This is a genomic window from Rhodococcus sp. DK176 (assembly GCF_038447315.2).
Lineage (GTDB): Bacteria > Actinomycetota > Actinomycetes > Mycobacteriales > Mycobacteriaceae > Rhodococcus_F > Rhodococcus_F jostii_A.
The window spans coordinates 1,950,026-1,975,803 of the sequence record NZ_CP118321.2 but is presented as its reverse complement, the minus strand read 5'-3'; the positions used below and the strand labels follow the sequence as shown (position 1 = coordinate 1,975,803).

Below are 25,778 nucleotides of genomic sequence, written 5' to 3'. Positions count from 1 at the left end.
GCCCGCCGCACGAGTTCCGGACACGGTCGTGCCTGGATCGAGGTCCGCGGACTCGACGGGCCTCGCGGGGATGACGTGGCCGCGACCGTTCTCCGCGCCGTCCGAGAGACCGCCGGTGTGGCGGGAGCGGAACTCAACCGCGCGCTGTCCCGACTGGTGGTGACGGTCGACGAGGACGGACCGTCGGTGGCCACGCTGTGTGCCGTGGTCGCGGGCGCGGAGGGTGTCGCGCGACCGATCGCCCGCGGTGCCGTCCGCGACCGGCCCCGAGAACTTCCCGGCGACGACGTCGCACTCGCCGAACGCGCCCTCGCACTCGCCGCCGTCACGACGGGCCTGGTCGCGGCCGTCGGCGTTCGCCTGCTTCCAATGCCCACCCTGCCGGCGGCGGTGCCTGCCGCCGCAGTCACGTTCGTCAACTATCAACCGCGATTGCGCAGCATGGTCGAGGACCGGCTCGGGCCGGACGCCGCCGAACTGCTGCTCGCCACCGCTCAGGCCGTCGGCGACGTGCTGCGGCGGGCACCTGCGTCACTCGCCGTGGACGTGGCACTGCGGTCGGCGATCGCGGCGGAGGCGTGGTCGGGCCGGCGGGTATGGCACCGCCGCGAACCCGAACTGGCCCGGGCCCCCGCGGACGACACGGATCGCCCCGCCCGCGCACGCGGCGCATCGGGACCGGTGGAGCGGGACGTGGACCGGGCGGCGATCGCGCAGTGGGTGGGCGCGACCGCGGTGGGAGCGGCGACCCGAAGCGTCGCGGGCGCCGCGGACGCGGCCCTGGTCGCCGCGCCGAAGGCGGCGCGCACCGCGCGTGAGGCCTTCGCCGCGACACTCGGCCGTGGACTGGCCGATCGACATGCCGTGCTGGCCCTGCGTCCCGGCGCGCTGCGCTGCCTGGACCGGGTCGACGCGGTGGTCGTGGACCCGGCGGTGCTGCACACAGCGGAGCTCCGGGTGAGCGGCATCCGTGCGGTTCGGGACGCCGACCGGACGAGAGTGTGGGAGGCCGCTCGATCTGCCGTCGAGGCCGGCGCCCTCGGGGTGGGCTGGCACGCGCTGACCGACCTGCCGGACGACGTCGCCGCGGCAGCTGTGGACGAAGATGCCGCCGTACTCGTGACGCCTGCCCACCATCCGAGCGCGGCGGCCGTGCTCGCGCAGGCGCGCACGTCCGGCGCCCAGGTGGTGTCGGTGAACGTGGACACGCTCGGCGGACTCCGCTCGGCGTTCGACGATCTGCTCCCCTCGAGCGGATCACTGGACGCGGACCTGCGCGACGCCGTCGCGCAGTTGCAGGCCAACGGCGCGACGGTGGCGGTGGTCGCAAGCCGGGCGCCGCACGCCCTGTCGTCCGCCGACGTCGGTATCGGTGTCCTCGCCGACGACGCCCCGCCGCCGTGGTGCGCGGACCTGCTGGTCGACGACCTCGTCGGGGTCTGGCGGGTGCTGCGGTCCCTGCCGGACGCGCGGACGGCGAGCCGGCGTGGCGTCGAGATCGCAACGGCGGCGTCGATGCTCGGTGCGCTCGTCATGCTGCCGGGAGTGCGTGGGCGCGGACCCGGACCCGTCACGGTCGGCGCGGCCGCAGGACTGTGGACGGGGCACTCCCTCGCGCGCAGTGTCCTGCGGGCCGAGGTTCCGCCCGCCGCCCCGGTTCACGCCTGGCACGAGATGCCGGTGACGGACGTGCGCCGGCTGCTGCCCGCGCGCGACGACGAGGAGGCCGCGGCGTCCCGGCGCCGGTCGGTGAATCTGGTGCTGACCCCGGTCGAGGCGATCGGGCGGCTCACCGCGTGGCCGGTCGGGCTGGCCTGGGATTTCGGCCGGGCCATGCGCACGGAACTGTCGGATCCGCTGACCCCCGTCCTCGCCACCGGATCGGCGGCGAGCGCCCTGCTGGGGTCGCCGATCGACGCGGTGCTCGTGGGGTCCGTGCTGGCGGGCAACGCCGCGCTGTCGGCCGTGCAACGCCTGCACGCGGAACGTCTGCTGAACCGGTTGCTGGCGGCGGGCGATCCGCCCGCGCACCGCGTCGCCGGGTCCCCGGAGCGCCGCGTGACCGAGCGGGTGGAGGCCTCCCGGTTGCGGCCGGGCGACGTGATCGAGATCGGCCCCGGCGAGGTGGTGCCCGCCGACGGCCGGCTCGTCGAGGCGTCGGGCGTCGAGGTCGACGAGTCCTCGCTCACCGGGGAATCGCTGCCGGTGAGCAAGCAGCCGTCGCCGACCCCGGGCGCGCCGCTCAGCGAACGTGCATGCATGGTGTTCGCGGGTACCACGATCCTCACCGGCACGGCGTCGGCGATCGTCACCGCGGTCGGCGACGCAACGGAAGCGGGACGCGCGGGTGCGCTCACCCCCGCGAGTGCGTCGCACGTGGGTCTGCAGGCGCAGCTCAGAAGCCTCACCGACCGGGTGCTGCCCGTCAGCGTGGGCGGTGGGGCCCTGGTCACAGCCGTGGGGTTCTTGCGAGGCACCGGACTGCGGCAGGCCGTCACGAGCGGCGTCGCGGTCGCGGTGGCGGCGGTTCCCGAGGGTCTTCCGCTGGTCGCGACCTTGGCGCAGCAGGCCGCCGCACGCAGACTGACGAAGTCGGGCGCGCTGGTGCGGGCACCGCGGTCGGTCGAGGCGCTCGGCCGCGTCGACGTGGTGTGCTTCGACAAGACGGGCACCCTGAGCGAGAACCGCCTGCGGGTTGTCACCGCCGTCCCGGAACCGGGGTTCGATCGCGAGGACGTCCTCGCGTGCGCGGGCCGGAGCGCCGTGACGCCCGACGGCGGTCCGGCCGCGCACGCCACCGACGTCGCGATCGCCGACGCGGCAGTGGGTCTGCTTCCGCGGGAGGACGACCGGAGCAGCGTCCTGCCGTTCCGCTCCGGCCGGCCCTACTCGGCCGCGCTGTCGGGGACGCAGCTGTCGGTGAAGGGTGCACCGGAGGTCGTGGTCGCGGCGTGCACCGGTATCGACGCCGACGCCGTCCACGACACCGTTCTCGGCATGGCTGCCGACGGATTGCGCGTCATCGCCGTCGCCCGCCGGACCGTCACGTCCTTCCAGGCGCGCCGCGCGGCCGACGACGCCGCGGTACTCGACGATCTGTGCGGCAGCGACCTGCACCTCGTCGGACTGCTCGGGCTGGCCGACACCCCACGACCCGAAGCGGCCGGACTGCTGCCGGACCTGGAACGGCTACAGGTCGGGGTCCGGCTGATCACCGGCGACCATCCCGTCACCGCCACCGCCATCACACGGGAGCTGGGACTGGCCGTGTCGTCCGAGCAGGTGATCAGCGGGACCGACTGGGACACCCTCTCGCACCGGGGGCAGGAGAACGCCGTCGAGAAGTGCGTCGTCTTCGCCCGGATGTCGCCCGAGAACAAGGTGCAGATCGTCCAGACCCTCGAACGCGTCGGTCACGTCTGCGCGATGGTCGGCGACGGCGCCAACGACGCGGCCGCGATCCGGGCGGCCAGCGTGGGGATCGGTGTCAGCTCGCGCGGCAGCGACCCGGCCCGCAGCGCCGCGGATGTGGTACTCCTCGACGGCCGCGTCGACGCGTTGCTCGACGCCCTCGACGAGGGCCGTCAGCTGTGGCGGCGGGTGCAGGCGGGGGTGTCCGTGCTGCTCGGCGGAAATGCCGGGGAGGTGGCGTTCGCCCTGATCGGCAGCGCGATCGCCGGACGGTCGCCGCTCACGGCGCGTCAGCTCCTGTTGGTGAACGTGCTCACGGACGCCCTGCCCGCTGCCGCGCTCGCGGTGAGCCCGCCCAACGAACAGGCCCGGGGAGAGGGCCGCGGACCGGACAGCGCTGCGCTGTGGCGGACCGTCGCGATCCGCGGCGCCGCCACCGCGGCAGGCGCGACGACGGCGTGGGCGCTGGCGAGCGTGACGGGCAGGCAACGCCGGGCGTCGACGGTGGGGCTGGTGGCACTGGTCGGCACGCAGCTGGGTCAGACGCTGATCGACTCGCGGAGCCCGCTCGTGGTGCTCACCGCGGGCGGATCACTGGCCGCACTCACCGTGATGGTCGGTACACCCGGGGTCAGCCAGCTCCTCGGCTGCACCCCGCTCGGACCGGTCGGGTGGGGGCAGGCGCTGGGATGCGCGGGTGCAGCGACCGCGGCAGCCGCGTTCGCACCGGGGCTGCTCGAAAAGCTTGCGGGCGATCAGTCGACGATGTCGATCACACCCGCCCGCAGCAGCACGGCGTACACCTCTCGCAGCGGCGGGGTGAGGACACGGGTGACCACCCCGGTCAACGGGTCCCCGGCGGCGGAGACGACACCGGCAGCGGTCTGGGCGACGGAACTCAGCACAGCTGACACGGTCCGCGATCAAGGTGGCTGACCGGGAAACGGCACGGACAAGGGAGACGAACCATGGCCCAACAAACGTCGGAGGCGGAGTCGCAGAGCGACGCCGTCCAGCGGGTGCGGGAGGCGCGCGGCTTCGCGGTGCAGCTACCGATCCTCGGCAGGGTGCCGCTGCCGAGGCCCGAGCAACTGGCGTTCTTCGCGGCGATCGGCTTGCTCGCCGCCGTCGAGATCATCGAATGGCCGGTTGCCCTGACCATCGCGGCAGGACACATCTTGATCACCGATCAGCACAACCGCGCCGTCCAGGAGATCGGGGAGGCCCTGGAAGGCGCGTGACGCGGAAGTCCGGATCAGGCGGGCGGGCAGGCCGGTGACGTCAGCTGCGCGATCGCCACGATGGAGCATGCCGTCGCCTTCGACAATTTCCACGTCCCGTTCTCGCCGGGCACGAAGATGGCGGGCAGGGTGTTCTGCTGCACCTGTCCGTTGATCGTCAGCTGCAGCTGCGCGCTGGCGCTGCCGTCACCGTTGTCGATCACCGGGTCCAGGACCGTGACCTGCGCACCCGCCTGTTGGGCGGCGGCAGCGACCTGATTGAACAGGTTCGGGTCCTGTTCCGAACCCTCCACCATGGCGATCTTCTCCTCGAGGGGAGTGGCCGGGTCGAGGCCCTTGGCCAGCAGGGCGTTGAGTTCGGCTGCGGTGGGCAGAACGAGGTCGTCGGTGGTCTCGGCCGCTGCCGTGGTCGTGGACGTGGTGGTCGCGCTCGGCCCGGACGGCTCGTCGGAACCACAAGCGGACATCGTGAGGGCTGCGGCGATCGCTACCGCGGCAACCGTGATTTTGCGGATCGTCAACTCAGTTACCTCTTCGTATCTCGGTGCGCTGGTCGTTCGGTCTCACATCGAGTCTGAAGGTTTGGGCAGCGTCGCGCCGTCGAAGCCAGAGAATTCTCAGACTTCGACCGAATTCACGCGGCCGTACCGAACGCGCCGCGGTACGGAGTGGCGTGGCTCCACTGCAGAGCGGCAGCCGTGACGTCGGACGCGGGAAGGTCGTGGTGATGGGTCTGGATGAACGCGATCAGTGCGCGGGCGGTGCGCGCGAGGGCGACCTTGTGTCGGCGGGACGTCTCCGCGAGTTCGGTGAACGCGTCGTTCTCGGAGCATCCGCGGAAGGCGATGAGAATGCCGACCGCGATGTCGACGGCCGTGCGGGTGGAGTAGCTGGGCGCTGTCATGAATGTTCTCCCAACCTGCGTCGGAATGGGTACCACTCCATCCTCCCGCACTCGGTAGCACGTCGAAAGGGTTCGAATCTCCTCGAGCCTTCCTCGTGCGAGTTCTTCACCGAGGTTTTCCCTTACGGTAGGGGCATGGCTACCGTCTGGACGATCCCGATCGACATCACTTCTCGCTGGCTCGACAATTCCGAGGTCCAGACTTTCCTCGCGTCCAACGACCTGGACAACGCGGCACCCGACCCCCGGGTGCGGTTCGCGCAGTTCGCGGACGTCACGAAGTCGCTGGAACGGCACATCGGGCACACCTTCTCCTCCGTGCAGGGCGCGGCCACCGCACTCTTCGACGGCATCGACGGCGGTGTACCCGTCGCGTTGAAACTGGCGGCGCTGCGCCTGATCCTGAAGGAGGTGTATCAGACCCGCCACGCGCCGCAGCCCTTCCCGAAGCGGGTCGGTGAGGAACTCGGCACCTACGTCTACGCGCTCCTCGATCCCCGCAACAGGTCGGTGTTCTACGTCGGCGCCGGGCGCGGCACCCGGGTGTACGGCTACGTGTGGGAGGCGTTGGCCGAGAACGAGCACCGGAAGACGCTCGAGGATCCGGAGACCGACACCGCCGAGGTGAAGGCCGCGACGATCGCCCGCATCCGCGAGATCTACGACTCCGGCCACGAGGTCGAGCACTACATCGTGGCGCATCGGATCGCCGACACCGGTGACGTCGCCGGTGCGGTGCGCAGCGGAGTCGTGGGAGCGCTCGGGCTGAACGACGGTGCGGTGCTCAGCAATCTCGCCGGTGGCGCGGGCGAGCATCGCGCGGTGCCCGTCGACGACCTCGTGTTGCAGTACGCAGCAGAACCCGTCCCGAACCTCCCCACCCCCTGCGTCGTCCTCGAGGTGCCCGCCGCGTCCCGGCGCGGCGTGACGCCGGAAGAGGTGTACGAACTGTCCCGCGGCGCGTGGGCGGCGGGCGCTGCCGTGCGCAACACCGACGACATCCCCGTGATCGTGTTCGCGGACAACATCGTTCGAGCCGCATACCGTGCCAAGTCCTGGTCGTCGGTCGCACGACCCGGTGACGCGGCGCTGTGGCGGTTCACCGGCGAGCCCGACACCGAACTGGAGAGCCAATTCGTGAACAAGCGCATCGTCCCCGCCAAGGTCGGTCTGAAGAAGTGGCCCACCCACGGCTGGGTCCCGCACCTCACCCAGGCGCGCCCCGGCCGCTGACGTGCGTGGCGAAGCGTGCCCCGGCACACTTTGCCACTCACCTGCAGAGTGGGCCTCCCGAGTCGGTGGGGTGTGGTAAGTCTGAGCCGACCGGAGTTGGGGAGCGAAGGGAGGCCACGTGCTCGTACTGCATCGCGCCGAGCGTTCCACCACTCTCGCGTCGGCTCTCGGCGACGTGCTCGCGACCCCGCTGTCCGATCCGTTCGCCCGGGAGGTCGTGGCTGTCCCGGCGAAGGGGGTGGAGCGCTGGCTCACACAGCGACTCTCGACCGCGCTCGGTGCCCGGCCCGGCGTCGGCGACGGGGTGGCCGCGAACATCGACTTCCCGTCACCGACCCGGCTCGTCGACGAGTGCCTCGCCGCCGCCACCGGGGTGTCCGCCGACGACGATCCGTGGAATCCGTCCCGGGTGCTGTGGGCGTTGCTCGGCGTCGTCGACGACTGCCTCGGTGAGCCCTGGTGCGCCGTCCTCGCGAAACACCTCGGGCACGGTGTCCCGGACCGCGACCCGGACGATCACCGGCCGGGCCGGCGCTACGCCACCGCGTCACACCTCACCGATCTGTTCCGCAGCTACGCCGCACAGCGGCCGGCGATGCTGGTCGACTGGGCCGGTGGTCGCGACACCGACGGTGCGGGCGGTCCACTCGACGACGACCTTCTCTGGCAGGCCGAACTGTGGCGGCGGCTGCGCGAGAAGATCGGCAGCCCCGCTCCCGCCGAGCGGCTCGACTCCGCCTGCGCCCGGCTGCGCGCGGAACCGGATCTCGTCGAACTCCCCGCCCGATTATCACTGTTCGGTCCGACGCGCCTCGCGACCGATCAGATCGCCGTCCTCGCCGACCTCGCCGTCAATCGTGATGTGCACCTGTGGCTTCCGCATCCGAGTCCCGCCATGTGGTCGTCGTTGTCGACGGCGGACAGCGTGCTCGCACGTGCCGACGACCCCACCGCGCTGTCCGTCGCCCACCCGCTGCTGTCGAGCCTGGCGCGGGACGTCCGCGAACTCGAGTCGAGGCTGACCCGCCTCGACGTCGACGACCTCCACCACGAGGGGCCTGCGCCCCGCGACTCCCTGCTGGGGTGCCTCCAGGCGGATGTCCGGGACGACCGGGCGCCCGCGCTCGCCGAATGCACGGCCGACACCTCCGTCCAGGTCCACGCCTGTCACGGACCGGCCCGCCAGGTGGAGGTCCTGCGCGAATGCCTCCTACATCTCTTCGAGGACGATCCGACTCTCGAACCGCGTGACGTGCTCGTCATGTGCCCCGACGTCGAGTCGTACGCCCCGCTGATCCGGGCGGCGTTCGGGCAGGACGTGCTCGGGCATCCCGGCCATCGTCTGCGGGTTCGGCTCGCGGACCGTGCCCTGCACCAGACCAATCCGGTTCTCGCCGTGGTGTCGACTCTCCTCGAACTCGCCGACGCGAGGGTGACGGCGAGCCAGGTCCTCGACCTGTCGGCGGCCGCGCCGGTGCGCAGGCGGTTCCGGTTCGGCGACGACGACCTCGAACGGATCCGGGAGTGGGCGACCGCGACAGGAGCCCGCTGGGGAATCGGTCCGCGGCAGCGCGCGGCGTTCGGTCTCGGCGACTTCCCGCAGAACACGTTCACCACCGCGCTCGACCGCATCCTGCTCGGTGCCGCCGCCGACGAGTCCGACGGCGAATGGCTCGCCCTGGCGCTGCCGCTCGACGACGTCGACAGCAACGACATCGACCTCACCGGTCGGCTCGCCGAATTCGTCGACCGGCTCGACGTCGCGCTGCGCGGGCTCGGCGGGCCGCAGTCGGTCGCGGACTGGTCGAGCGCGCTCACCCGGGCACTCGATCTGCTCGTCGACGTCAGCGCCGCCGACACGTGGCAACTCGCGCAGGCGCGACGAGAACTCGGGGCGGCGATGGAGCACGGCGGCGACGCGGTCCTGCGACTGTCGGACGTGCGCGCGATGCTGGCCACCCGGCTCGCGGGCCGTCCCACCCGAGCGAACTTCCGCACCGGCGAGCTGACGGTGTGCACCATGGTGCCGATGCGGTCGGTGCCGCACCGCGTGGTCGTTCTCCTCGGCCTCGACGACGAAGTGTTCCCGCGCGGGGTGAGCGTGGACGGCGACGACGTGCTGGCCCGTAATCCGCTTCTCGGCGAACGTGATCCGCGCAGCGAGGATCGGCAGTTGCTGCTCGACGCCGTGATGTCAGCGAGTGAGAAACTCCTGCTGTTCTATACGGGCGCCGACCCCGTCACCGGCATGTCCCGGCCGCCGGCGATCCCGCTGTCCGAATTGCTCGACGCGGTGGCGGCCACCGTCGGGAGCGACGCCCTGCCCGGTATCGTGACCCGGCATCCGTTGCAGCCGTTCGATGCACGCAACTTCCGGCCCGAGCACCCGTTCAGTTTCGATCGGGCGGCGCTGGCCGGTGCCCGTGCCGCGCAGCACCCGCCTGAACCGGAGCCCGCATTCCTGCCGGCACCGTTGGTGCCGCCGCCCCTCGGGGACGTCGATCTCGCCGACCTCATCGCGTTCCTGGTGCACCCGACGCAGGCGTTTCTGCGGCAACGGCTGGGGCTGCGGGTCCCCGACGTGGACGAGGACCTCGCCGACGCACTGGAGGTGTCGCCCGATCCGCTGGCCCGGTGGGATCTCGGCCAGAGGATGCTCGTCGCGAGGCTGACGGGAGTCGAACTGGCCGACTTCCGCGCCGCGGAGTGGCGCCGCGGGACGTTGCCGCCGTTCAAGTTGGGGGAGTCGGTGCTCGGGGGAATCGAGCACGCGGTCGAGTCGCTCGTCGCCGTCAGCGGGTCCGTGCACGTCGGGCGCGCGGAAACGGTGGACGTCGATGTCGATCTCGGTTCCGGACGGCGCCTCACCGGCACCGTCGGCGGGGTGCACGGGTCGGTGATCGCGACCACCACGTATTCGAAGTTGGGGCCGAAACACCGCCTCGCCGCCTGGGCGCAGTTGCTGGCGGTCGCGGCGTCCGACAACGAGACCGAATGGACTGCCGTGACGACCGGCCGCGGCGCGTACAGCCGTCCGGCGTGGCGCTCGACCCTCACCGCACCCGAGAACGCACTGGAGGAGTTGGTGCGACTCGTCGAACTGCGTGATCTGGGGCTGCACGCGCCGTTGCCGATCGCCACGGGCGCGTCGGCGGCGTATGCCGAACGACGCCACGGCGGCAGCAGCATGGAGGACGCGATCGAGGCGGCCCGGAAGGAGTGGAGCAGTGACTTCGGTGACTCGCGCGACCGGCACATCACGTACGTGTACGGGTCCTCACCGGGCATCGACGTCCTCGGCGACGCGGTGACCATCGAGAACTACGCCCGGCAACTGTGGGCGCCGCTGCTCGCCGCCGAGACGTTGGCGCAGCCGTGACCGGCGCGCGCGGCTTCGACCTCCTCGGTCCGCTGCCGGAGGGTACGACGGTGCTCGAGGCGAGCGCCGGCACGGGCAAGACGTACGCGATCGTCGGCCTGGCCGCCCGCTTCGTCGCCGAGGGAGGCGTGGACCTGTCCCAGCTGTTGCTGGTGACGTTCAGCCGGGCGGCCACGCAGGAGCTGCGGGAACGCACCCGTGAACGATTCGGTTCCGCCGCAGCCGCATTGGCCGATCCGGCAGCGGCACGGCTGAGCGCGGATCAGCTGATCCGGCATCTCGCCGAAGCCGACACCGGCGAGGTGACGCTGCGGCGCCGGCGCCTGCTGCAAGCATTGTCGGACTTCGACGCCGCCACCATCGTCACCACCCACAGCTTCTGTCAGCGCATGCTCGACGGGCTCGGCATCGCGGGCGAACGCGACCCCGACACGGTCCTGGTCGAGGCCGCCGACGACCTTACGACGGAGGTGATCGCCGACCTGTACCTGCGCGCCTACAGTCGCGTCGAGTCGGCGCCGTTCACGCCGGCGGAGGCCACCGCGGCCGCCCGGGCCGCCATCTTCGACCCGCAGGCCGTGCTCGCCCCGGAAGATGCTCGGGGCACTCCGGCCGGGGACCGGGTGGCGTTCGCCGAGGCGGTGCGCGCCGAAGTCGAACGGCGCAAACGCGCAGTGGGTCTGCGTGACTTCGACGATCTGCCGATGCTGCTCCACCGCGTCCTCAGCGATCCCGAGCACGGTGCGGCGGCCTGCCGGCGTGTCCGCGAACGCTACGGCGTGGTGCTCGTCGACGAGTTCCAGGACACCGACCCGCTGCAATGGGACATTCTGCGCCGCACGTTCCACGGCAGCGGAACGCTGGTGCTCGTCGGCGATCCGAAGCAGGCCATCTACGCGTTCCGCGGCGCGGAGGTGCTCAGCTATCTGGACGCGGTGCGGTCGGCCGACCGTCACCAGGAGTTGACCACCAACTGGCGCAGCGATCAGGAACTCCTCGACGGCCTCGAATATCTGCACGGCGGCGCCGCGCTCGGGCATCCCGAGATCGTGGTGCACCGCGTCGACGGTGCGAGACCGAAGTCGCGTCTGACGGGCGCCGCGCCGCTACGGCTGCGGTATCTGCCGAGGACCGGCGCCGGGCCGATCAACAAGTCGGGATACCCCGCGGTCGGGCCGCTCCGGAAGCGGATCGCGGCAGACCTCGCCGCCGACGTCGTCGCTCTCCTCGACGGCGGCGCGACACTCGACGTCGGGGGCGACACCCGACTCGTCGAACCCGGCGACATCGCCGTCCTGGTGCGCACCAACGCGCAGATCACACTGGTCCACGACGCCCTCGACCGGGCGGGTGTGCCGTCCGTGCTCGCCGGCGGGGCCAGTGTCTTCACCACTCCGGCTGCGCAGCACTGGCTCTGGATCCTGCAGGCCATCGAGCAACCGCACCGGTCCGACCGGGTGCGGCTGGCCGCGCTCACCCCGCTGCTCGGACACACGGCCGAGGAAATCGACGCTCGCGGCGACGACATCGTCGCCGAGGTCGGTGGGCAGCTCCGGGAGCTGGGCGCGGTGTTCGCCCAGTCCGGTTTCGCGGCGCTGTTCGAACGACTGTCCGCGGTCGCCGCACTGGAGGCGAGACTCCTGCGGGTGGCAGCGGGCGAGCGGGCACTGACCGATCTCCGGCACGTGGCGCAGTTGCTCAACGGTGCCGCCGTCGAGCAGTCGCTCGGTCTGACGGCCGTCACCCGATGGCTCACCGAGCGCATGAAGGATCCGTCCTCGGGTGGGGTGGACCGCAGCCGACGACTCGACAGCGACGCCGCGGCGGTGCAGATCGCGACCGTCCACGCCAGCAAGGGCCTCGAATTCCCGCTCGTGTACCTGCCGTACGCCTGGGACGCCGTCAAGATCTCGAAACCGAGCAAACTGCTGCTGCACGACGACGACGGACGACGCATCCTCGACGTCGGTGGTCCGGGCAGCCCCGGCTACGCGGACCGCAGGAACCGGCACGACGCGGAAGAGGCGGGGGAGGAGTTGCGGCTGCTGTATGTCGCGGTCACCCGGGCGATGTGCGGGCTCGTGGTGTGGTGGGCACCGGCGTTCACGACGGCGGGCGCGCCGCTGCACCGGATGATCCTGGGACGGCAGCCCGGGCAGCGGGAGGTACCGCAGAAGGTCACCGTTCCCGAGGATCCGGTTGTCGCGGAACGGTTGTCCGCGTGGGGGACGGCAGCTCCGGAGACGGTGACCGTCGAGGCGGTGGGTTCCGACCCGATCGTGCGGGTCGGGTGGACACCACAGCGGGAGCCCCGCGGAGACCTGGAAGCCGCCCGCTTCCGGCGGCTGCTCGACACGCGATGGCGTCGCACGTCGTATTCGGCGTTGACGGCATCTGCGCACGACGCGCCCGCGGTGGGCAGTGAGGCCGAGGTCGAGGAGAAGACGGACGAACCGGCCGAACCTCCCTTACAGGCGCCGGCCGACATCACTTCGGGGGTGGCGTCGACGATGAACGAGCTGCCCGGCGGCGCGACGTTCGGCACGCTCGTCCACGCCGTCTTCGAGATCGTCGACACCGCGGCACCCGACCTGGATGCAGAGGTTCTGCGGTGCTGCCGCGACGTGATCGCGTCGACGTTGTCGGACATCGACCCCGCCCAGCTGGCGACGGCGCTGCTGCCCGTGCTGCGGACGCCCCTCGGCGCGGGGGCCGAAACGACGCTCGCCGACATCGCACCCGCAGACCTGCTGGCGGAACTCGACTTCGAACTGCCGCTGGCCGGCGGCGACACGCCCTCGCTCACCGTGATGCTCGACGGCGTTGGCGAGCTGCTGCGCACCCACCTTCCCGTCGACGATCCGCTGCGGTCGTACGCCGACGCCGTGCAGACACTCGAACCGACCCCGCTGCGCGGATACCTCACCGGCAGCATCGACGCCGTGCTGCGACTGCCCGGACCGCGATACGTCGTCGTCGACTACAAGACCAATCGCCTCGCGCAAGGCGACCTCACCACCGCGCACTACACCCGCGAGAGCATGGCCGCCGAGATGGTGCGGGCGCACTATCCGCTGCAGGCATTGCTGTATTCCGTTGCGTTGCATCGCTACCTGCGCTGGCGGCAACCGAACTACGGTCCGGCGGTGCACCTCGGTGGCGTCCAGTACCTGTTCGTTCGCGGAATGGTCGGCCCCGACACCCCGCCCGGATGCGGAGTCTTCGACTGGGCACCGCCCGCCGCGTTGATCACCGAGCTGTCCGATCTGCTGTCCGGGTCGGGCTCCGAGCACGAGGGGACGCGATGACCGAGGTGCAGGTGGCGCAGCGCGGCAAGGGGATGCTGCGGGTCTTCAACGAGGCCGGTGTGCTCGCCGCCGCGGACGTGCACGTCGCGTTGCGGTTGTCGGCGCTCGGAGGCGAATCCTCGGAAGACGTCGTACTGGCCACCGCGCTGGCGGTGCGCGCGGTGCGGTCCGGCTCGGTGTGCCTGGACCTGACGCGGATCCGTGAGGTGACCGTCGACGAGGAGTCCGAAGTCGATCTCGACGCACTGCCCTGGCCGGACGACGGCATCGTCGTCGAGGCACTGCGGCGGAGTCCGCTGGTCACCGGTGGTTCGGCGGGTCCGTTGCGGCCGCTGCGGCTCGTCGACACGGCCGACGGCGGACTGCTCTACCTCGACCGGTACTTCCGGCAGGAAGCGACCATCCGGCGGGTACTCGACCAGCGCGCCGTCGGGTATCCCCTCGTCGACGAGCAGTCGCTGCGGGAGGGCTTGGACGCGTTGTTCCGCGACCAGCACGACGGCGGGGCGCCGGCTCCGGCACCGGACCGGCAGCGAATCGCTGCCGCGGTGGCCGCCACACAATGGACGTCGGTGGTGGTCGGCGGACCCGGAACAGGTAAGACGCACACCGTCGCCCGGGTGCTGGCGCTGCTGACCAGGCAGCCAGGGCCGGGCCTCCGGATCGCGCTCGCCGCACCCACCGGGAAAGCCGCGGCGCGGTTGCAGGAGTCGGTGCGCGAGCAGTCCGACGCACTCGGGTTGCCGCCCGACCTGGCCGCGATGACGCTGCACCGGCTGCTGGGCTGGCAGCGCGGACGTGGCAGCCGGTTCCGTTACAACGCGAACAATCACCTGCCCTACGACGCGATCGTGGTCGACGAGACGTCGATGGTGTCGCTGACGATGATGTGCCGGCTCCTCGAGGCGGTCCGCCCGGACACCCGGCTGGTGCTCGTCGGCGACCCCGATCAGCTGACGTCCGTCGACGCGGGCGCGGTTCTGGCCGATCTCGTGGCCCGGCCGGTGACGGGAACCGAGAATCCGGTGCTCGCCAGGATCGTCGGCGCCGACCTGGAGGCGGCCGACGACCCGCTCGAGGCCGCATTGAGCGCGGGGGAGCGGGACAGGTTGCGGGGCGGGGTGGTCCGGCTCAGCCGCGGGCGGCGGTTCGGCGGCGGCATCGCCCAGCTGGCTGTCGCGGTGCGGAAGGGCGAACCGGATGAGGTCATGAAAATCCTGTCGAGCGGTTTCCCCGAGGTGTCGTTCCACGGTCCGGAAGACCTGGACGCACTGCGGGCGGACGTGGTGGGGACGGCCGACGCAGTCACCGCAGCCGCGGAATCCGGTGATGCCTTTGCTGCACTGCGGCATTCGGAGGGGCACCGGCTGTTGTGCGCGCACCGGGAAGGTCCGTACGGCGTGCAGCGGTGGGCGCGGCAGGCGATGGAGTGGATTGGGGAGGCGATCGGGCAGCGGCTGAACCCGGATCGCTGGTATCCGGGCCAGCCGCTGATGGTGACTGCCAATGATCACGAAACGAAGATCTACAACGGCGACACCGGGGTGATCGTGCGCCGCGACGACGTCGAACTCGTCGCCGCGTTCGTGCGGGGCAACGAACCGTTCCTGTTGCATCCGACGCATCTGTCCGCGGTGCAGACGGTGTACGCGATGACGATTCACCGCAGTCAGGGCAGCCAGTACGACACGGTGTCCGTGGTTCTTCCCGGCGAGGCGTCGTCGCTGCTGACTCGCGAATTGCTGTACACCGCGATTACCCGGGCACGAAAGCACGTGCGGATCATCGGGTCCGAGGATGCAGTGCGGGCGGGAGTGCAACGCCGGGTGCTGAGGGCGAGTGGGCTTCGGAGGGTGATTCCGTAGCCCGGCTCCCCCGGTAAGCGATCACGACCGCGAGTGTCGCCGACACGAAGACGACCTGCAGGAGTGTCCGGGGGATCAGCGCTTCGAACGGTCCCGTCGAGAGTCCCTCCACGGCGGCGTACACGTTCGCCGGGAACATCACGATGAGCAGGGCGGTGAGGCAGCCCGCCGCCCACGGCGCGGTGCGTCGTATCAGCAGCCCTGCGGCGCCGGCCAGTTCGAGCAGACCGGTCACGGTCACCAGTAGCTCGGGGTTCGGCAGCGACGGCGGGACCATGGCGACGAGTTCCGCACGCATCCCGACGAAATGGGCCATGCCCGTCAGCGTGAACATGGCCGCGAGGCCGCCCCGCAGGGCAACAGGCCACGGCCGGCATCGGCGCACACCCGCCGCGCCTGCGACGAGGAGTGCCAGAGTGACGGCAACGAGGGCGATCAAGGGTTCCATGATTTCTCCTGAATTGATCACTGATCGTGGGTGTTGTTGCTGCGGGACAGCCGGTCTCGGGCTCGGCTGAACTTCTGTGTGACGGGCACACGTGCGGTGGCGCGGGCCAGCCCCATCGCCGGCGTGCCGACGTAGATCGACTCGGCATGGTCCACCGGATAGGTCTCGTGCCAGACGCCGACCGCCCCGGGTGCCTTGCGGGCCCGCCGGTTGAATGCGGCCCAGGCCGGACGATGCTTCGCTCGGCTGTCACTGGCGTAGGCGTACAGCTTGTCGACGGAGTTCCAGTACTGGATCACCGTCGGGCCGCGCCCCTCGAACGTCAGGCGGTAGCCCATCAGACCCGAATCCGGGTCCTCGGACAGTTCGCGCAGCATCCTCGGCATCGCGAGGAAAGTGGGCAGCCACAGGTCCGGTCTCCAGGGTCGGTTGATGGTCATCCCGATCAGGAAGACCACCAGTTCGCCGTCGTAGTGGTGCGTCGAACGGGTGGGGTCGATCGTCGTCATCGGATGCCTCCCAATGTTGGATACCGATACTATCTAATAGTGGATAGTGCGGGTATCCAATGTCAAGGGGTGTGGGCATACGAAAACCCGGACCGCGCAGTGCGCGGCCCGGGTTAATGGGTCAGGAGTGGTTTACGGAGCCGGAGGTGTCGGTGTCGGTGTCACCGGGACGACCGAGGCGAGTGCGCGCTCGTGGGCCTCGGTGGACCATTCGGGTTCGGTCGTGATGTTCATGTCCCCGACGATCGTGCCGAAGATGTCGATCTCGGTGCTGTACAGGATCACCGCGTTGCGCTGCGAATCCGTGAAGTTCGTGCCGGTGATGTTCGCGTCGCTCAGATCGGCGTACGACAGATTCGCGGCAGCGAAGTTGGTGCCGGTGAGGTTCGCCCGTTTCAGGTTCGCCCCCGACAGGTCGGCGAAGCTCAGGTTCAGGCCGGCCAGATTCGCGGAACTCAGATCGGCGCCCGGGCAGGTCGTGCGATCGTCGGGGTTCGGATTCGCCACGATCCTGCAGCCGTTGATCTCGGTGAGGACGTCCGCCGCGGCCGTTCCGGCGCCCGCAGTGAGTGCGGCACCCCCGGCCAGCGCGACCGCGCCCAGTGTCAGAGCCGTGAAATGTGTCCTGCTCATGCCGGACTGCCCCCTCGCGTAGTACCTCAACCGTCATCGCCGAACTTAGTGCCGAGCGCCGTGTGCCGCACGGGGAATGGCGACACCTGCACGACGGCCGAGGCGCCACGAAGCACACACGCACCCCTTCTCGGTAGGCGCACCCGGTCTCGGGCTCGACAAGGGGTGCGGGGGCGCAGAAGGGGTGCGTGTGCGGGAGGCGCGCCGATGATCGACTACTCGCAGGCGATGCCGTCGTTGTCGCGGTCGAGGTGCGGCGCGTAACCGTCCTGGCCACGGTAGATGGGCGTCACACCGGCGTTGCGGGCTTCGGTGCAGTTCTTGTAGCCCGCGCGAGGTGCGGGAGCCTGCGGGGCCGGCGCGACCTGCGGTGCGGGGGCCGGTGCTGCCGGAGCGGCGGGCGTGGGCGGCAGGAGGGGGTTCACGGCGTCGGCCGAACCGCTCGGAATCAGCGACGCAATCTCCGGGGGAAGGAAGTCGAAGATCGTCGCCGCCTGTGCGGAGGGCGCGGCTGCCATCGAAATGGCGGCACAACCGAGGACGCTGAGTACTAACCGTCGAGCCTTCATATTTACCTCGTTCAGGGTGGGTGGGGCCTCGACAGGACCACCGGCACATGCGCCTCGCGACTGTGCCTTCGTGATTTCGATCCCGTCTTCCGATGATGGTAGCCGCGACCGAAAGATCCTGTGACACAGGCGGCTCCGCTGTCGGTCATGCGAATGACAGCGGTAGTCGCGCCGCCCGCCGGATCTGAAACGCTGTCAGCGCTGCGGGAGAACGGTCATCCCGAGCTACCGTGGACGTTCGTCGACACCGTGCTCGCGGCCCCGCAGTAATCGTCCCGCGGCAACAGAGGCGCGGCGGCCATCCGCCACGGATCGAGCAGGGTGTCGAAGTGCGCGCTGGTGAAGTCGTGCCGCCCGACGAGATCCGCAACCGCGTGCGCTGCCGCCGCGTCGCGCACCGCGGTCGCGATGTCCGCGCACAGTCGCTCGTCCTCGCGCACTGTCGCCTCGTCCATGAAGTGCCGTTCCCAGGCGGCGTCCTGGGCGCGATACCAGGATGTGATCCGGCCCGCGTCCCAGGCCGCCTCACGTGCGCAGATCCAGGCGCCGAGCCGTCGACGGCTGTCGACGACACTTCTCGTCCGCGTCAGCGCACCGAAATTCTCGTGCAGGAGGGCTGCCGCTTCCACGGCATGTCGCACGACGTCATGCCAGTTCGGGCCGAAGCTCTGGTCGCATTCGTGTTCCGTCACGGCGAACGTGTCGAGGGCGGACAGTGCGTCGTCCACGACGTCGAGGTGGAGAAGGTAAGACCCGGGCAGCTCACATCGGCTCAGCAGTTGGAACGCGACGAACGCGTCGCCGCGGACCGGGGCACAGTGCACGAGGACGTCGAGCACCGACAGCCGGGTCTCGGGCGTGTAGTCGCCGCGCTCCGGAACCGGGTGCCGGCGGATGAACTGGGCAGCGCGGGCAGGGAGAAGGCGGAGTTCGTCGGTGATCATGTCAGCACTCGACATAGTTGACCGGGACGTTGACCGCCAGACCGCCGGTCGACGTTTCCTTGTACTTCGACAGCATGTCTGCGCCGGTCGAGCGCATCGTCTCGATCACCTGGTCGAGGCTGACCCGGTGAGTGCCGTCGCCGCGCAGGGCCATGCGAGCGGCGTTGATGGCCTTGCCCGCCGAGATCGCGTTGCGTTCGATGCACGGAATCTGCACCAGCCCTTCGATGGGATCGCACGTCAGACCGAGGCTGTGTTCCATCGCGATCTCCGCGGCATTCTCCACCTGTTCGATTGTGCCGCCGAGGATCTCCGCAAGCCCGGCGGCGGCCATCGACGCGGCGGAACCCACCTCGCCCTGACAGCCGACCTCGGCTCCGGAGATCGACGCGCGTTCCTTGTACAGCGATCCGACGGCGCCGGCGGCGAGGAGGAAGCGGATCGCGGTGTCGTCGGGATCCGACTTCCCGGCTGGGGTGTAGTGAACGGCGTAGTGCAGCACCGCGGGGATGATGCCCGCGGCCCCGTTGGTCGGCGCGGTGACGATGCGGCCGCCGGATGCGTTCTCCTCGTTGACGGCCAGGGCGACGAGGTTGATCCAGTCCTCGGCGAATGCGGGATCACGGTGCGGGTCTTCCTGATCCAGGCGGAGATACCAGTCCCGTGCCCGCCGGCGCACGCGTAGGGCGCCGGGAAGGATCCCGTCGCGCGCGATCCCGCGCTTCTCGCATTCCACCATGACGTCGCGGATATGGAGGAGCCGTTCGTAGATCTCCACGGTCGACCGCGTTTCGCGTTCGAACTGGAGCATCACGTCACTGATGGTGTAGCCGTGGCGGGCCGCGATGTCGAGGAGTTCCTTGGCGGACCCGAACGACAGGCCGCCGGTGGCGGTGCGTGGCGGCTGTGCGCTCTCCGCTTCGGTGACGACGAAGCCGCCGCCGACGGAAAAGTAGGTTTCGCGGTGGATCTCGACGCCGGCGGCCGTGGACGCGGTGATCCTCATCCCGTTCGGGTGCAGCGGCAGGATGGTCAGCGGATGGAGGACGATCTCGTCCTCGGCGAGCGCGACCTCGTGCGAACCGCCGACCCTGATGCGCCGGGTGCTGCGCATCTCCCCCAGACGTCGTTCCATCTCCTCGGTCTCGATCTTCTCGGGAAAGTACCCCTCGAGCCCGAGCAGCACCGCGGACATCGTTCCGTGGCCCGCTCCGGTCGCCGCGAGCGACCCGTACAGGTCGACGCGGATGTCCGCCACTGCGGACAGGGCGTCGAGGGCGCGGAGGTCGGAGACGAACCTCGCGGCGGCGCGCATCGGTCCGACGGTGTGCGAACTCGAGGGGCCGACGCCGACGGAGAACAGGTCGAACACGCTGATGGTCATGGGATTACACCGCCTCACTGAGTTCGTTCGCGTATTGCGCGGGGGTCAGAAGTCCGTATGCCGACGACGTCGGCGAGGGGAGGACGGCGAACAGCCAGCCACGGTGGAACGGGTCGTCGGTGACGAGTTGCGGGTTCTCGGCGGCGTCGGTGTTCGTCATCGTGACGAGTCCGCTGATCGGCGCGTACACCGTGACGACGGTCCGGGCGGACGTCCACACGAGGGCGCAGGGGGCGCCTGCCTCGATCGTGCTGCGCACTGTCGGAAGTTCCAGTCCGACCACCTCGACCTCGTCGAGTGCCGTGTCCGTGACCCCGGCCCGGAGCGGGTAGTCGGAGAAGCTCTGTCCCGGTGCGAGGGCCAACCAGCTGTGCGTTGCCGTGAACCGTCGATCAGAGGGAATCTTTCCAGCTCTCATGCCTTTTCCTTTGACAGTCGGGCGTAGTGGTCGCGGAGTCGCGCTGTGATCCAATAGGTCTGATATTGATATATCAGTGTGTGTAATAACAGTAGGTCAGGCATGGGGGTGGGTCAAGAGGCGGCTCGGAAACGTCCGGAAACGAAGTGGCTACGGCCGGAGGGTCGCGGGCAGCACGCCTTTGAGTGAGCTCGTCACGGCCAGCGCTTCAGCGGCCAGGAGATCGCCCGGCGTGAGAATGCGTTCGCGCATCAGCCCGCGGTCGAGCTGCCACGACCGCTCCACACCGGGCAGGCACCCCGACGCCAATGGTGGCGTCCACCAGACGCCGTCGATCCGGGCGGCGACATTCGCGATCGTGGTCTCGGTGACGTGCCCGAGCTCGTTGACCAGCACGACGTCGTCGGCCCCGGGATGGCGGTGTCGCCTGCGGTCGTAACGCTCACGCAGCGTCGTCTTGTGTCCGAGGAGGACGTCCCGGGAGTCGACGGGCTCGTCGTCGAGTACGAGAGACACCGACGCGGGTGCGACCGGCGGCCCGAAGACATCGACGTCCACCCCGCCGTCGCGGTGCAGGCGCACGCGGACCCGAGCCGCGCCGACGCCCGACAGCCGCTGCGCGAGGTGGCGCCGGACGTCACGTTCCCGGAACTCGTACCCGAGCACCGCCGCCGAACGGGCCAGCCGTCGCAGGTGACGCTCCGCGTGCCGCAAGCCGGTCCGCGGATCGTGGTACATCGTCTCCATCAGCTGGACACCGGCATCGATCAGCTGCGCTTCAGCGGGACCGATCGTCGCGAGACCGGCGGCGGACACGGAGGTGTTCACAGTGCGGAGACTCGATTCGACGCGTGACTGAAGCTGGCGGGACCACGATATACGAGTGCGCGGAGCACGGACACCGCGTCCACGGTGGCGGCGACGTCGTGCACCCGGAGGACGGCTGCCCCGTTCTGCGCGGCAATCAGAGCAGCGGCCACCGAGGCGGCCTGACGGTGCTCGACGCCGCGACCGGTGATCATGCCCAGCATGCCCTTCCGGGACAGTCCGGCCATCACGGGAACACCGAGATCGGTGATCTGCCGCAGCTCGGACAACAGCGCGAGGTTGTGGGCGAGGGTCTTGCCGAAGCCGAAACCCGGGTCGACCATGATGTGCTCGAGCGGAATTCCCGCGCCCCGGCAGGCGCCGACACGGTCGACGAGGAACCGGCGCACCTCGGACACGACGTCGTCGTACTCCGGCGACCTCTGCATCGTTTCGGGCTCGCCGCGCATGTGCATCAGGCACACGGGCACGTCCAGATCGGCCGCGGTCCGCAGTGAACCCGGAAGCCGGAGGGCGCGAACGTCGTTGATCATCGACGCGCCGGCGGTGACCGCCTCTCGCATGACGTCCGGTCTCGAGGTGTCGACGGAGATCGGGACCGACGTCGACATCGCGAGGGCCGCGACTACCGGCACCACGCGCGCGATCTCCTCCGCGACGGACGGCGGGCGGGACCCGGGACGGGTCGACTCGCCGCCGACGTCGAGTAGGTCGGCTCCCTCCGCGACCAGGGACAGGGCGTGTTCGACCGCGGCGGCGGTGTCGAGGTACCGACCGCCGTCGGAGAACGAATCCGGGGTCACGTTGACGATGCCGCAGACCAGGGGAACATTGCGTGCGAGGGCGTCGAGCAGTCGGCCGGGGCCGGTGGCGGTGAGTGCGGGGAACGGAACCATTCGGGCGCACCTCCTTCCAGGAGGGAAATCGGCCCGGTGGACGACGCTGTGCCGCCCACCGAGCCGACTGGCGATTACACGGGGCCGACGCCGAACTCCTCGGCGGCGTCGATCAGCCACTCCGCGAGATACCGGGCGAACGACGACCGCACGAGAATCCGGTAGTCGGTTCCCTCGTCGTCGAGCGCGATCAGGATCACGCCCGCGAGGCCGAGCATGGTCTGCGCTGCAGTGCCGCGGCCGTACATCCTCGGATGCAGATCCAGCGAGCACCCCTTCTCGAGGACGTCGCGGGCGTGAATCCCGCGCAGCCGCAGAGTGGTTCGCTGTCCGGAGACGTCGATCGCGGCGCCGCCGTGGGGGGTCACCGCCGCCCGTAGGTCCGACTCGAGCGCGGGCGCCGACTGTGACCGCGTGGTGATCAGCCATTCCTCGGGACCGAGCCACACGGCGGTGGTGGCGTCGGTGCCGGCGGACGTCGACGCCGCGGTGGGGAGGTCGAACCCGAGGACCGTCGCGGCGGGCTCGGCTCCCGGTCCGGCCGGGTCGACCCACAGGTCGACCATCGCGACGAACGGTTCCTCGGCGATCCGCACCGATTCGGGGAGTTCAGAGAATTTCTGGTCCCAGCCGTGCAGGGGGCTGAGGGGGACGAGGGTGTCAGCCATCGCGACGTGCTCCTTCGGGATCGACGAGGACGGAACTGGTGACCTCGACGGCGACCAGGTTTCCGTCCACCGGGACGTGCAGGGTGTCGCCGACTCGGGCCCGGCCGCCCTTGACCAGGGCGAGCCCGAACGGGCGGCCGAGTTCGGCGCTGAGGTAGCTCGAGGTGACGTGCCCGAGCATCGGCACCGGCGGGGGCGGCAGGACGCCGTCGGAGATTTCTTCGATGATCTGCGCGCCCTCGGGTAGCACGGTCTGCTTGTCGAGGGGCAGCAGTCCGACGAACTGCTTGCGCAGCGGGTTCTGGTTCTCCGCCCGGGTGAAGGAGCGCTTCCCGATGAAGTCGCGCTTCTTCTTCGACACAGCCCAGCTCATCCCGAGGTCCTGCGGCGTGACCGTCCCGTCGGTGTCCTGACCGATGATCGGGTAACCCTTTTCGGCGCGCAGGACGTGCATGGTTTCAGTGCCGTACGGGGTGATGTCGAACTTCTCGCCCGCGGCGATCAGGCGCGCCCAGACCGCGGGTGCGTGCCAGCCGTCGACGTTGACCTCGAACGCGAGTTCACCGGAGAAGCTGATCCGCGCGACCCGTACGTGGACGCCGCCGAGGGAGGTGTCGCGCCACGCCATGAACCCGAACGCGTCGTTGGTGACGTCGAGGTCGGGGAAGACCTCACCGATCACGTCGCGGGAGCGCGGTCCAACGACGGGGAACGTGGCCCACTGTTCGGTGACCGAGGTGAGCCGGACCCTCAGGTGCGGCCATTCGGTCTGCAGCCACTCCTCCATCCAGTCGAGGATCTTCGCGGCGCCGCCGGTGGTCGTGAAGACCTGGAACCGGTCGTCGTCCAGGCGCATCACGGTGCCGTCGTCGATGACCATGCCGTCGACCCCGCACATGACGCCGTAGCGGACCATGCCGACCTTCAGGGTGCTCATCATGTTCGTGTAGATCATGTCGAGCAGCACCCCGGCGTCGGGACCCTGGACGTCGATCTTGCCGAGGGTGGAGCCGTCGAGGATGCCGATGCTGCGGCGCACGGCAGCGCATTCACGCAGCACCGCGGCGTCCATGTCCTCTCCGGGCAGGGGGTAGTAGCGGGGACGCTTCCACTGGCCGACGTCCTCGAACACCGCGCCGCGGCCGACATGCCAATCGTGCAGTGCCGTCACCCGTTCGGGGTCGAAAAGGGCGCCGCGGCTGCGGCCGGCGAGGGCGGCGAACGCGACCGGGGTGTACGGCGGCCGGAACGTGGTGGTGCCCAGCGTCTCGATCGGCCTGCCGAGCAGTTCGGCCGTGATGCCGGAGGAGATCACCCCGGACGTCTTGCCCTGGTCGTGCGCGGTTCCGATGGTGGTGTAGCGCTTGATGTGCTCCATCGACGTCATGCCTGCGCCGACCGCGCGGGCGAGGTCGGCGACCGTCGCGTCGCGTTGCACGTCGACGAACTGGGTGTCCTCACCGGCGACGTCCTTCACCCGCCAGAGCACCAGCGGGGTGGACTGTTCGATCGCCGGTGCAGGTGCCGGGTCGATCGTGTGGTCGGGAACGGTGAAGCCGAGGTCGCGCATGATCGACTGGCCGGCGGTCTGGCCGTCGCGCAGGCACCCGTCCAGGTCGAACACACCGTTCGCGGAACCGGCGACGGAGACTCCGTCGAGGTCCTCGCCGGGCACGAAGGCGCCGAGGTTCTCGTCGTAGCGGAGCTTGCCGCGGGCCTGCGAGAACAGGTGCACGGCCGGGTTCCAGCCGCCGCTGACGAGCAGGACGTCGCAGGCGAGGGGGATGCGGAATCGGTGATCGGTGTCCGTGCGGTGCGACACGACCGCGTGACTGATCCGGCCGTTGCCGCGGGTGCCGGACACCACCGACGCCGTACGGATGGTGATGCCGCGCGCGTCGCATTCACGCTGCCAGCGGGCGGGTGCCTCGTCGCGGGCCTCGACGATCGCGTTGATCCGCACGCCCGCGTCGTGCAGGTCGATCGCGGCCTCGTACGCGCTGTCGTTGGTGGTGAACACGACGGCCTGCTCGCCGACCTTGACACCGTAGCGGTGCAGGAAGGTGCGGGCGCCGTGCGCGAGCATGATGCCCGGGCGGTCGTTGTCGGTGAAGACGACGGGACGCTCGTGCGCTCCGGCGGCGACGAGGATGTGCCGGGCGCGGATACGCCAGACGCGCTGGCGGCTCAGCGCGGCGGGGGCCTCGACACCGAGATGGTCGGTGCGGCGCTGCAGCGCGAGGACGAAGCCGTCGTCGTAGTTGCCGAACGCGGTGGTGCGCTGCAGGTGCAGCACATCCGGGTAGGTGGCGAGTTCGGCGACCGCGGCAGCGACCCAGTCGAGGGCGGGTGCGCCGTCGACGAGGTCCGTGGACCCGAGGAGGTCGCCGCCGGCTTCGCTCTGCTCGTCGACGAGCACCACCCGGGCGCCCGCCCGGGCCGCCGTGAGCGCGGCGGCGAGACCGGCCGGTCCGGCGCCGGCGACGAGGAGGTCGGTGTGGACGTGCTTGGCGTCGTACTTCGCCGAATCGGCGATTTCGGCGAGCCGGCCCTGACCGGGGATGCCGCGGGCGACGAGGCCGTCGAACAACTCGATGGTGGTGGCGAGCAGCATCGGCTCGGGGAACGGCTCCTCGATCTGCACGAGCCCGCCGGTGTCCTCCGCCCACGCCGCGGTGATGCCGCGTGGCCGGCCGAGCTTGATGCTGGTGGTGATCTGGTGGACGCCGTTCGCGAGCAGGGCCGAACCGAGCGTGTCACCGGGGTGACCGGTGAGTTCCCGGCCGTCGAACGTGAAGGTGTAGGAGGTGTTGCGGTCGAGGCGACCGCCCTGGCGGGTGCGGAAGGGTGCGTTCACGATATCGTCGGCTTCTGCTCGTCCAAGCGGTAGACGCTGTGGAATCGGTAGGTGGCGGTGTCGCGTACGGCGTTGAACCAGCGCCGGCAGCCGGCGCTGTGGTTCCACCGTTCCGCGAAAAGACCTTTCGGGTTCGCGCGGAAGAACACGAAGTGTGCCCACTGTTCGTCGGTCAGCGACTCGGGATCTTCCGGATAGACGACGTGGGCTTCGCCGCCGTAGTGGAACTCGGTTTCCTCACGGGACCCGCACCACGGGCATTCGATGAGTTGCATTGTGGCTC

The 25,778-nt window shown here is 70.2% G+C and carries 20 protein-coding genes and 1 pseudogene; 6 read left to right on the top strand and 15 right to left on the bottom strand.

Annotation, left to right across the window (positions count from 1 at the left end; all coding sequences use genetic code 11):
• Positions 1-369: 369 nt before the first annotated feature.
• Positions 370-4,113: pseudogene (locus PSR88_RS09300) on the top strand (HAD-IC family P-type ATPase); the annotation flags it as partial.
• 53 nt (positions 4,114-4,166) lie between these two features.
• Here the strand turns inward: PSR88_RS09300 and PSR88_RS09295 are convergent.
• A complete protein-coding gene (locus PSR88_RS09295) occupies positions 4,167-4,250 on the bottom strand; it encodes an Rv1535 domain-containing protein (protein ID WP_411755675.1) in 84 nt (27 codons plus the stop codon).
• A gap of 129 nt (positions 4,251-4,379) precedes the next feature.
• Between PSR88_RS09295 and PSR88_RS09290 the strand changes: the two genes are divergently transcribed.
• Positions 4,380-4,652, top strand: coding sequence for a hypothetical protein (locus PSR88_RS09290; protein ID WP_009474531.1), 273 nt, complete (start codon positions 4,380-4,382; stop codon positions 4,650-4,652).
• Between the two features lie 14 nt (positions 4,653-4,666).
• On the opposite strand, the gene PSR88_RS09285 is transcribed toward PSR88_RS09290, so the two are convergent.
• Together PSR88_RS09285 and PSR88_RS09280 are read right to left on the bottom strand one after the other, a co-directional pair.
• Positions 4,667-5,173, bottom strand: a complete 507-nt coding sequence (locus tag PSR88_RS09285) for a hypothetical protein (RefSeq protein ID WP_005252352.1) — start codon at positions 5,171-5,173, stop codon at positions 4,667-4,669.
• Positions 5,174-5,286: 113 nt separating this feature from the next.
• Positions 5,287-5,556 carry an ANTAR domain-containing protein gene (locus PSR88_RS09280; RefSeq protein WP_025433084.1) on the bottom strand — a complete coding sequence of 90 codons (270 nt, stop codon included), beginning with the start codon at positions 5,554-5,556 and terminating at the stop codon, positions 5,287-5,289.
• A 135-nt stretch (positions 5,557-5,691) separates the two neighbouring features.
• Between PSR88_RS09280 and PSR88_RS09275 the strand changes: the two genes are divergently transcribed.
• From PSR88_RS09275 to recD, 4 genes are all read left to right on the top strand, one after another.
• Entirely contained in the window at positions 5,692-6,789 is a 1,098-nt protein-coding gene (locus PSR88_RS09275) for a GIY-YIG nuclease family protein (protein ID WP_029539383.1), read from the top strand.
• A 118-nt stretch (positions 6,790-6,907) separates the two neighbouring features.
• Complete coding sequence (gene recC / locus PSR88_RS09270; protein WP_016882878.1) at positions 6,908-10,168, top strand: exodeoxyribonuclease V subunit gamma; 3,261 nt, start codon at positions 6,908-6,910, stop codon at positions 10,166-10,168.
• Positions 10,126-13,476, top strand: a complete 3,351-nt coding sequence (locus PSR88_RS09265) for a UvrD-helicase domain-containing protein (protein WP_016882879.1) — start codon at positions 10,126-10,128, stop codon at positions 13,474-13,476. The genes recC and PSR88_RS09265 overlap by 43 nt, the downstream gene beginning before the upstream one ends.
• The gene (gene recD / locus PSR88_RS09260; RefSeq protein ID WP_016882880.1) at positions 13,473-15,341 is read left to right on the top strand and encodes an exodeoxyribonuclease V subunit alpha; all 1,869 of its coding nucleotides are present in this window, start codon (positions 13,473-13,475) and stop codon (positions 15,339-15,341) included. Before PSR88_RS09265 ends, recD begins: the two co-directional genes overlap by 4 nt.
• Here the strand turns inward: recD and PSR88_RS09255 are convergent.
• From PSR88_RS09255 to PSR88_RS09200, 12 genes are all read right to left on the bottom strand, one after another.
• Positions 15,259-15,789 carry a DoxX family protein gene (locus PSR88_RS09255; protein ID WP_016882881.1) on the bottom strand — a complete coding sequence of 177 codons (531 nt, stop codon included), beginning with the start codon at positions 15,787-15,789 and terminating at the stop codon, positions 15,259-15,261. The genes recD and PSR88_RS09255 overlap by 83 nt on opposite strands.
• Positions 15,790-15,806: 17 nt before the next feature.
• Complete coding sequence (locus PSR88_RS09250) at positions 15,807-16,298, bottom strand: DUF4188 domain-containing protein (RefSeq protein WP_009474525.1); 492 nt, start codon at positions 16,296-16,298, stop codon at positions 15,807-15,809.
• A gap of 132 nt (positions 16,299-16,430) precedes the next feature.
• Complete coding sequence (locus PSR88_RS09245) at positions 16,431-16,931, bottom strand: pentapeptide repeat-containing protein (RefSeq protein ID WP_009474524.1); 501 nt, start codon at positions 16,929-16,931, stop codon at positions 16,431-16,433.
• A 215-nt stretch (positions 16,932-17,146) separates the two neighbouring features.
• Positions 17,147-17,500 (bottom strand): excalibur calcium-binding domain-containing protein, encoded by a 354-nt coding sequence (locus PSR88_RS09240; protein ID WP_016882882.1) that lies wholly within the window; start codon positions 17,498-17,500, stop codon positions 17,147-17,149.
• A gap of 215 nt (positions 17,501-17,715) precedes the next feature.
• Positions 17,716-18,444, bottom strand: a complete 729-nt coding sequence (locus PSR88_RS09235) for a hypothetical protein (protein ID WP_016882883.1) — start codon at positions 18,442-18,444, stop codon at positions 17,716-17,718.
• Position 18,445: 1 nt separating this feature from the next.
• Entirely contained in the window at positions 18,446-19,828 is a 1,383-nt protein-coding gene (locus tag PSR88_RS09230) for an L-serine ammonia-lyase (protein WP_016882884.1), read from the bottom strand.
• Positions 19,829-19,832: 4 nt separating this feature from the next.
• The gene (locus PSR88_RS09225; protein ID WP_016882885.1) at positions 19,833-20,246 is read right to left on the bottom strand and encodes a glycine cleavage system protein H; all 414 of its coding nucleotides are present in this window, start codon (positions 20,244-20,246) and stop codon (positions 19,833-19,835) included.
• 150 nt (positions 20,247-20,396) lie between these two features.
• Positions 20,397-21,074 carry an aminotransferase class IV gene (locus PSR88_RS09220; protein WP_016882886.1) on the bottom strand — a complete coding sequence of 226 codons (678 nt, stop codon included), beginning with the start codon at positions 21,072-21,074 and terminating at the stop codon, positions 20,397-20,399.
• Positions 21,071-21,970 carry a dihydropteroate synthase gene (gene folP, locus PSR88_RS09215; protein WP_016882887.1) on the bottom strand — a complete coding sequence of 300 codons (900 nt, stop codon included), beginning with the start codon at positions 21,968-21,970 and terminating at the stop codon, positions 21,071-21,073. Before folP ends, PSR88_RS09220 begins: the two co-directional genes overlap by 4 nt.
• 74 nt (positions 21,971-22,044) lie before the next feature.
• Complete coding sequence (locus PSR88_RS09210) at positions 22,045-22,638, bottom strand: sarcosine oxidase subunit gamma (RefSeq protein ID WP_016882888.1); 594 nt, start codon at positions 22,636-22,638, stop codon at positions 22,045-22,047.
• Positions 22,631-25,495 (bottom strand): 2Fe-2S iron-sulfur cluster-binding protein, encoded by a 2,865-nt coding sequence (locus PSR88_RS09205; RefSeq protein ID WP_016882890.1) that lies wholly within the window; start codon positions 25,493-25,495, stop codon positions 22,631-22,633. Before PSR88_RS09205 ends, PSR88_RS09210 begins: the two co-directional genes overlap by 8 nt.
• On the bottom strand, positions 25,492-25,770 hold the full coding sequence (locus PSR88_RS09200) for a sarcosine oxidase subunit delta (protein ID WP_005252386.1): 279 nt from the start codon (positions 25,768-25,770) through the stop codon (positions 25,492-25,494). The genes PSR88_RS09205 and PSR88_RS09200 overlap by 4 nt, the downstream gene beginning before the upstream one ends.
• Positions 25,771-25,778: the final 8 nt, after the last annotated feature.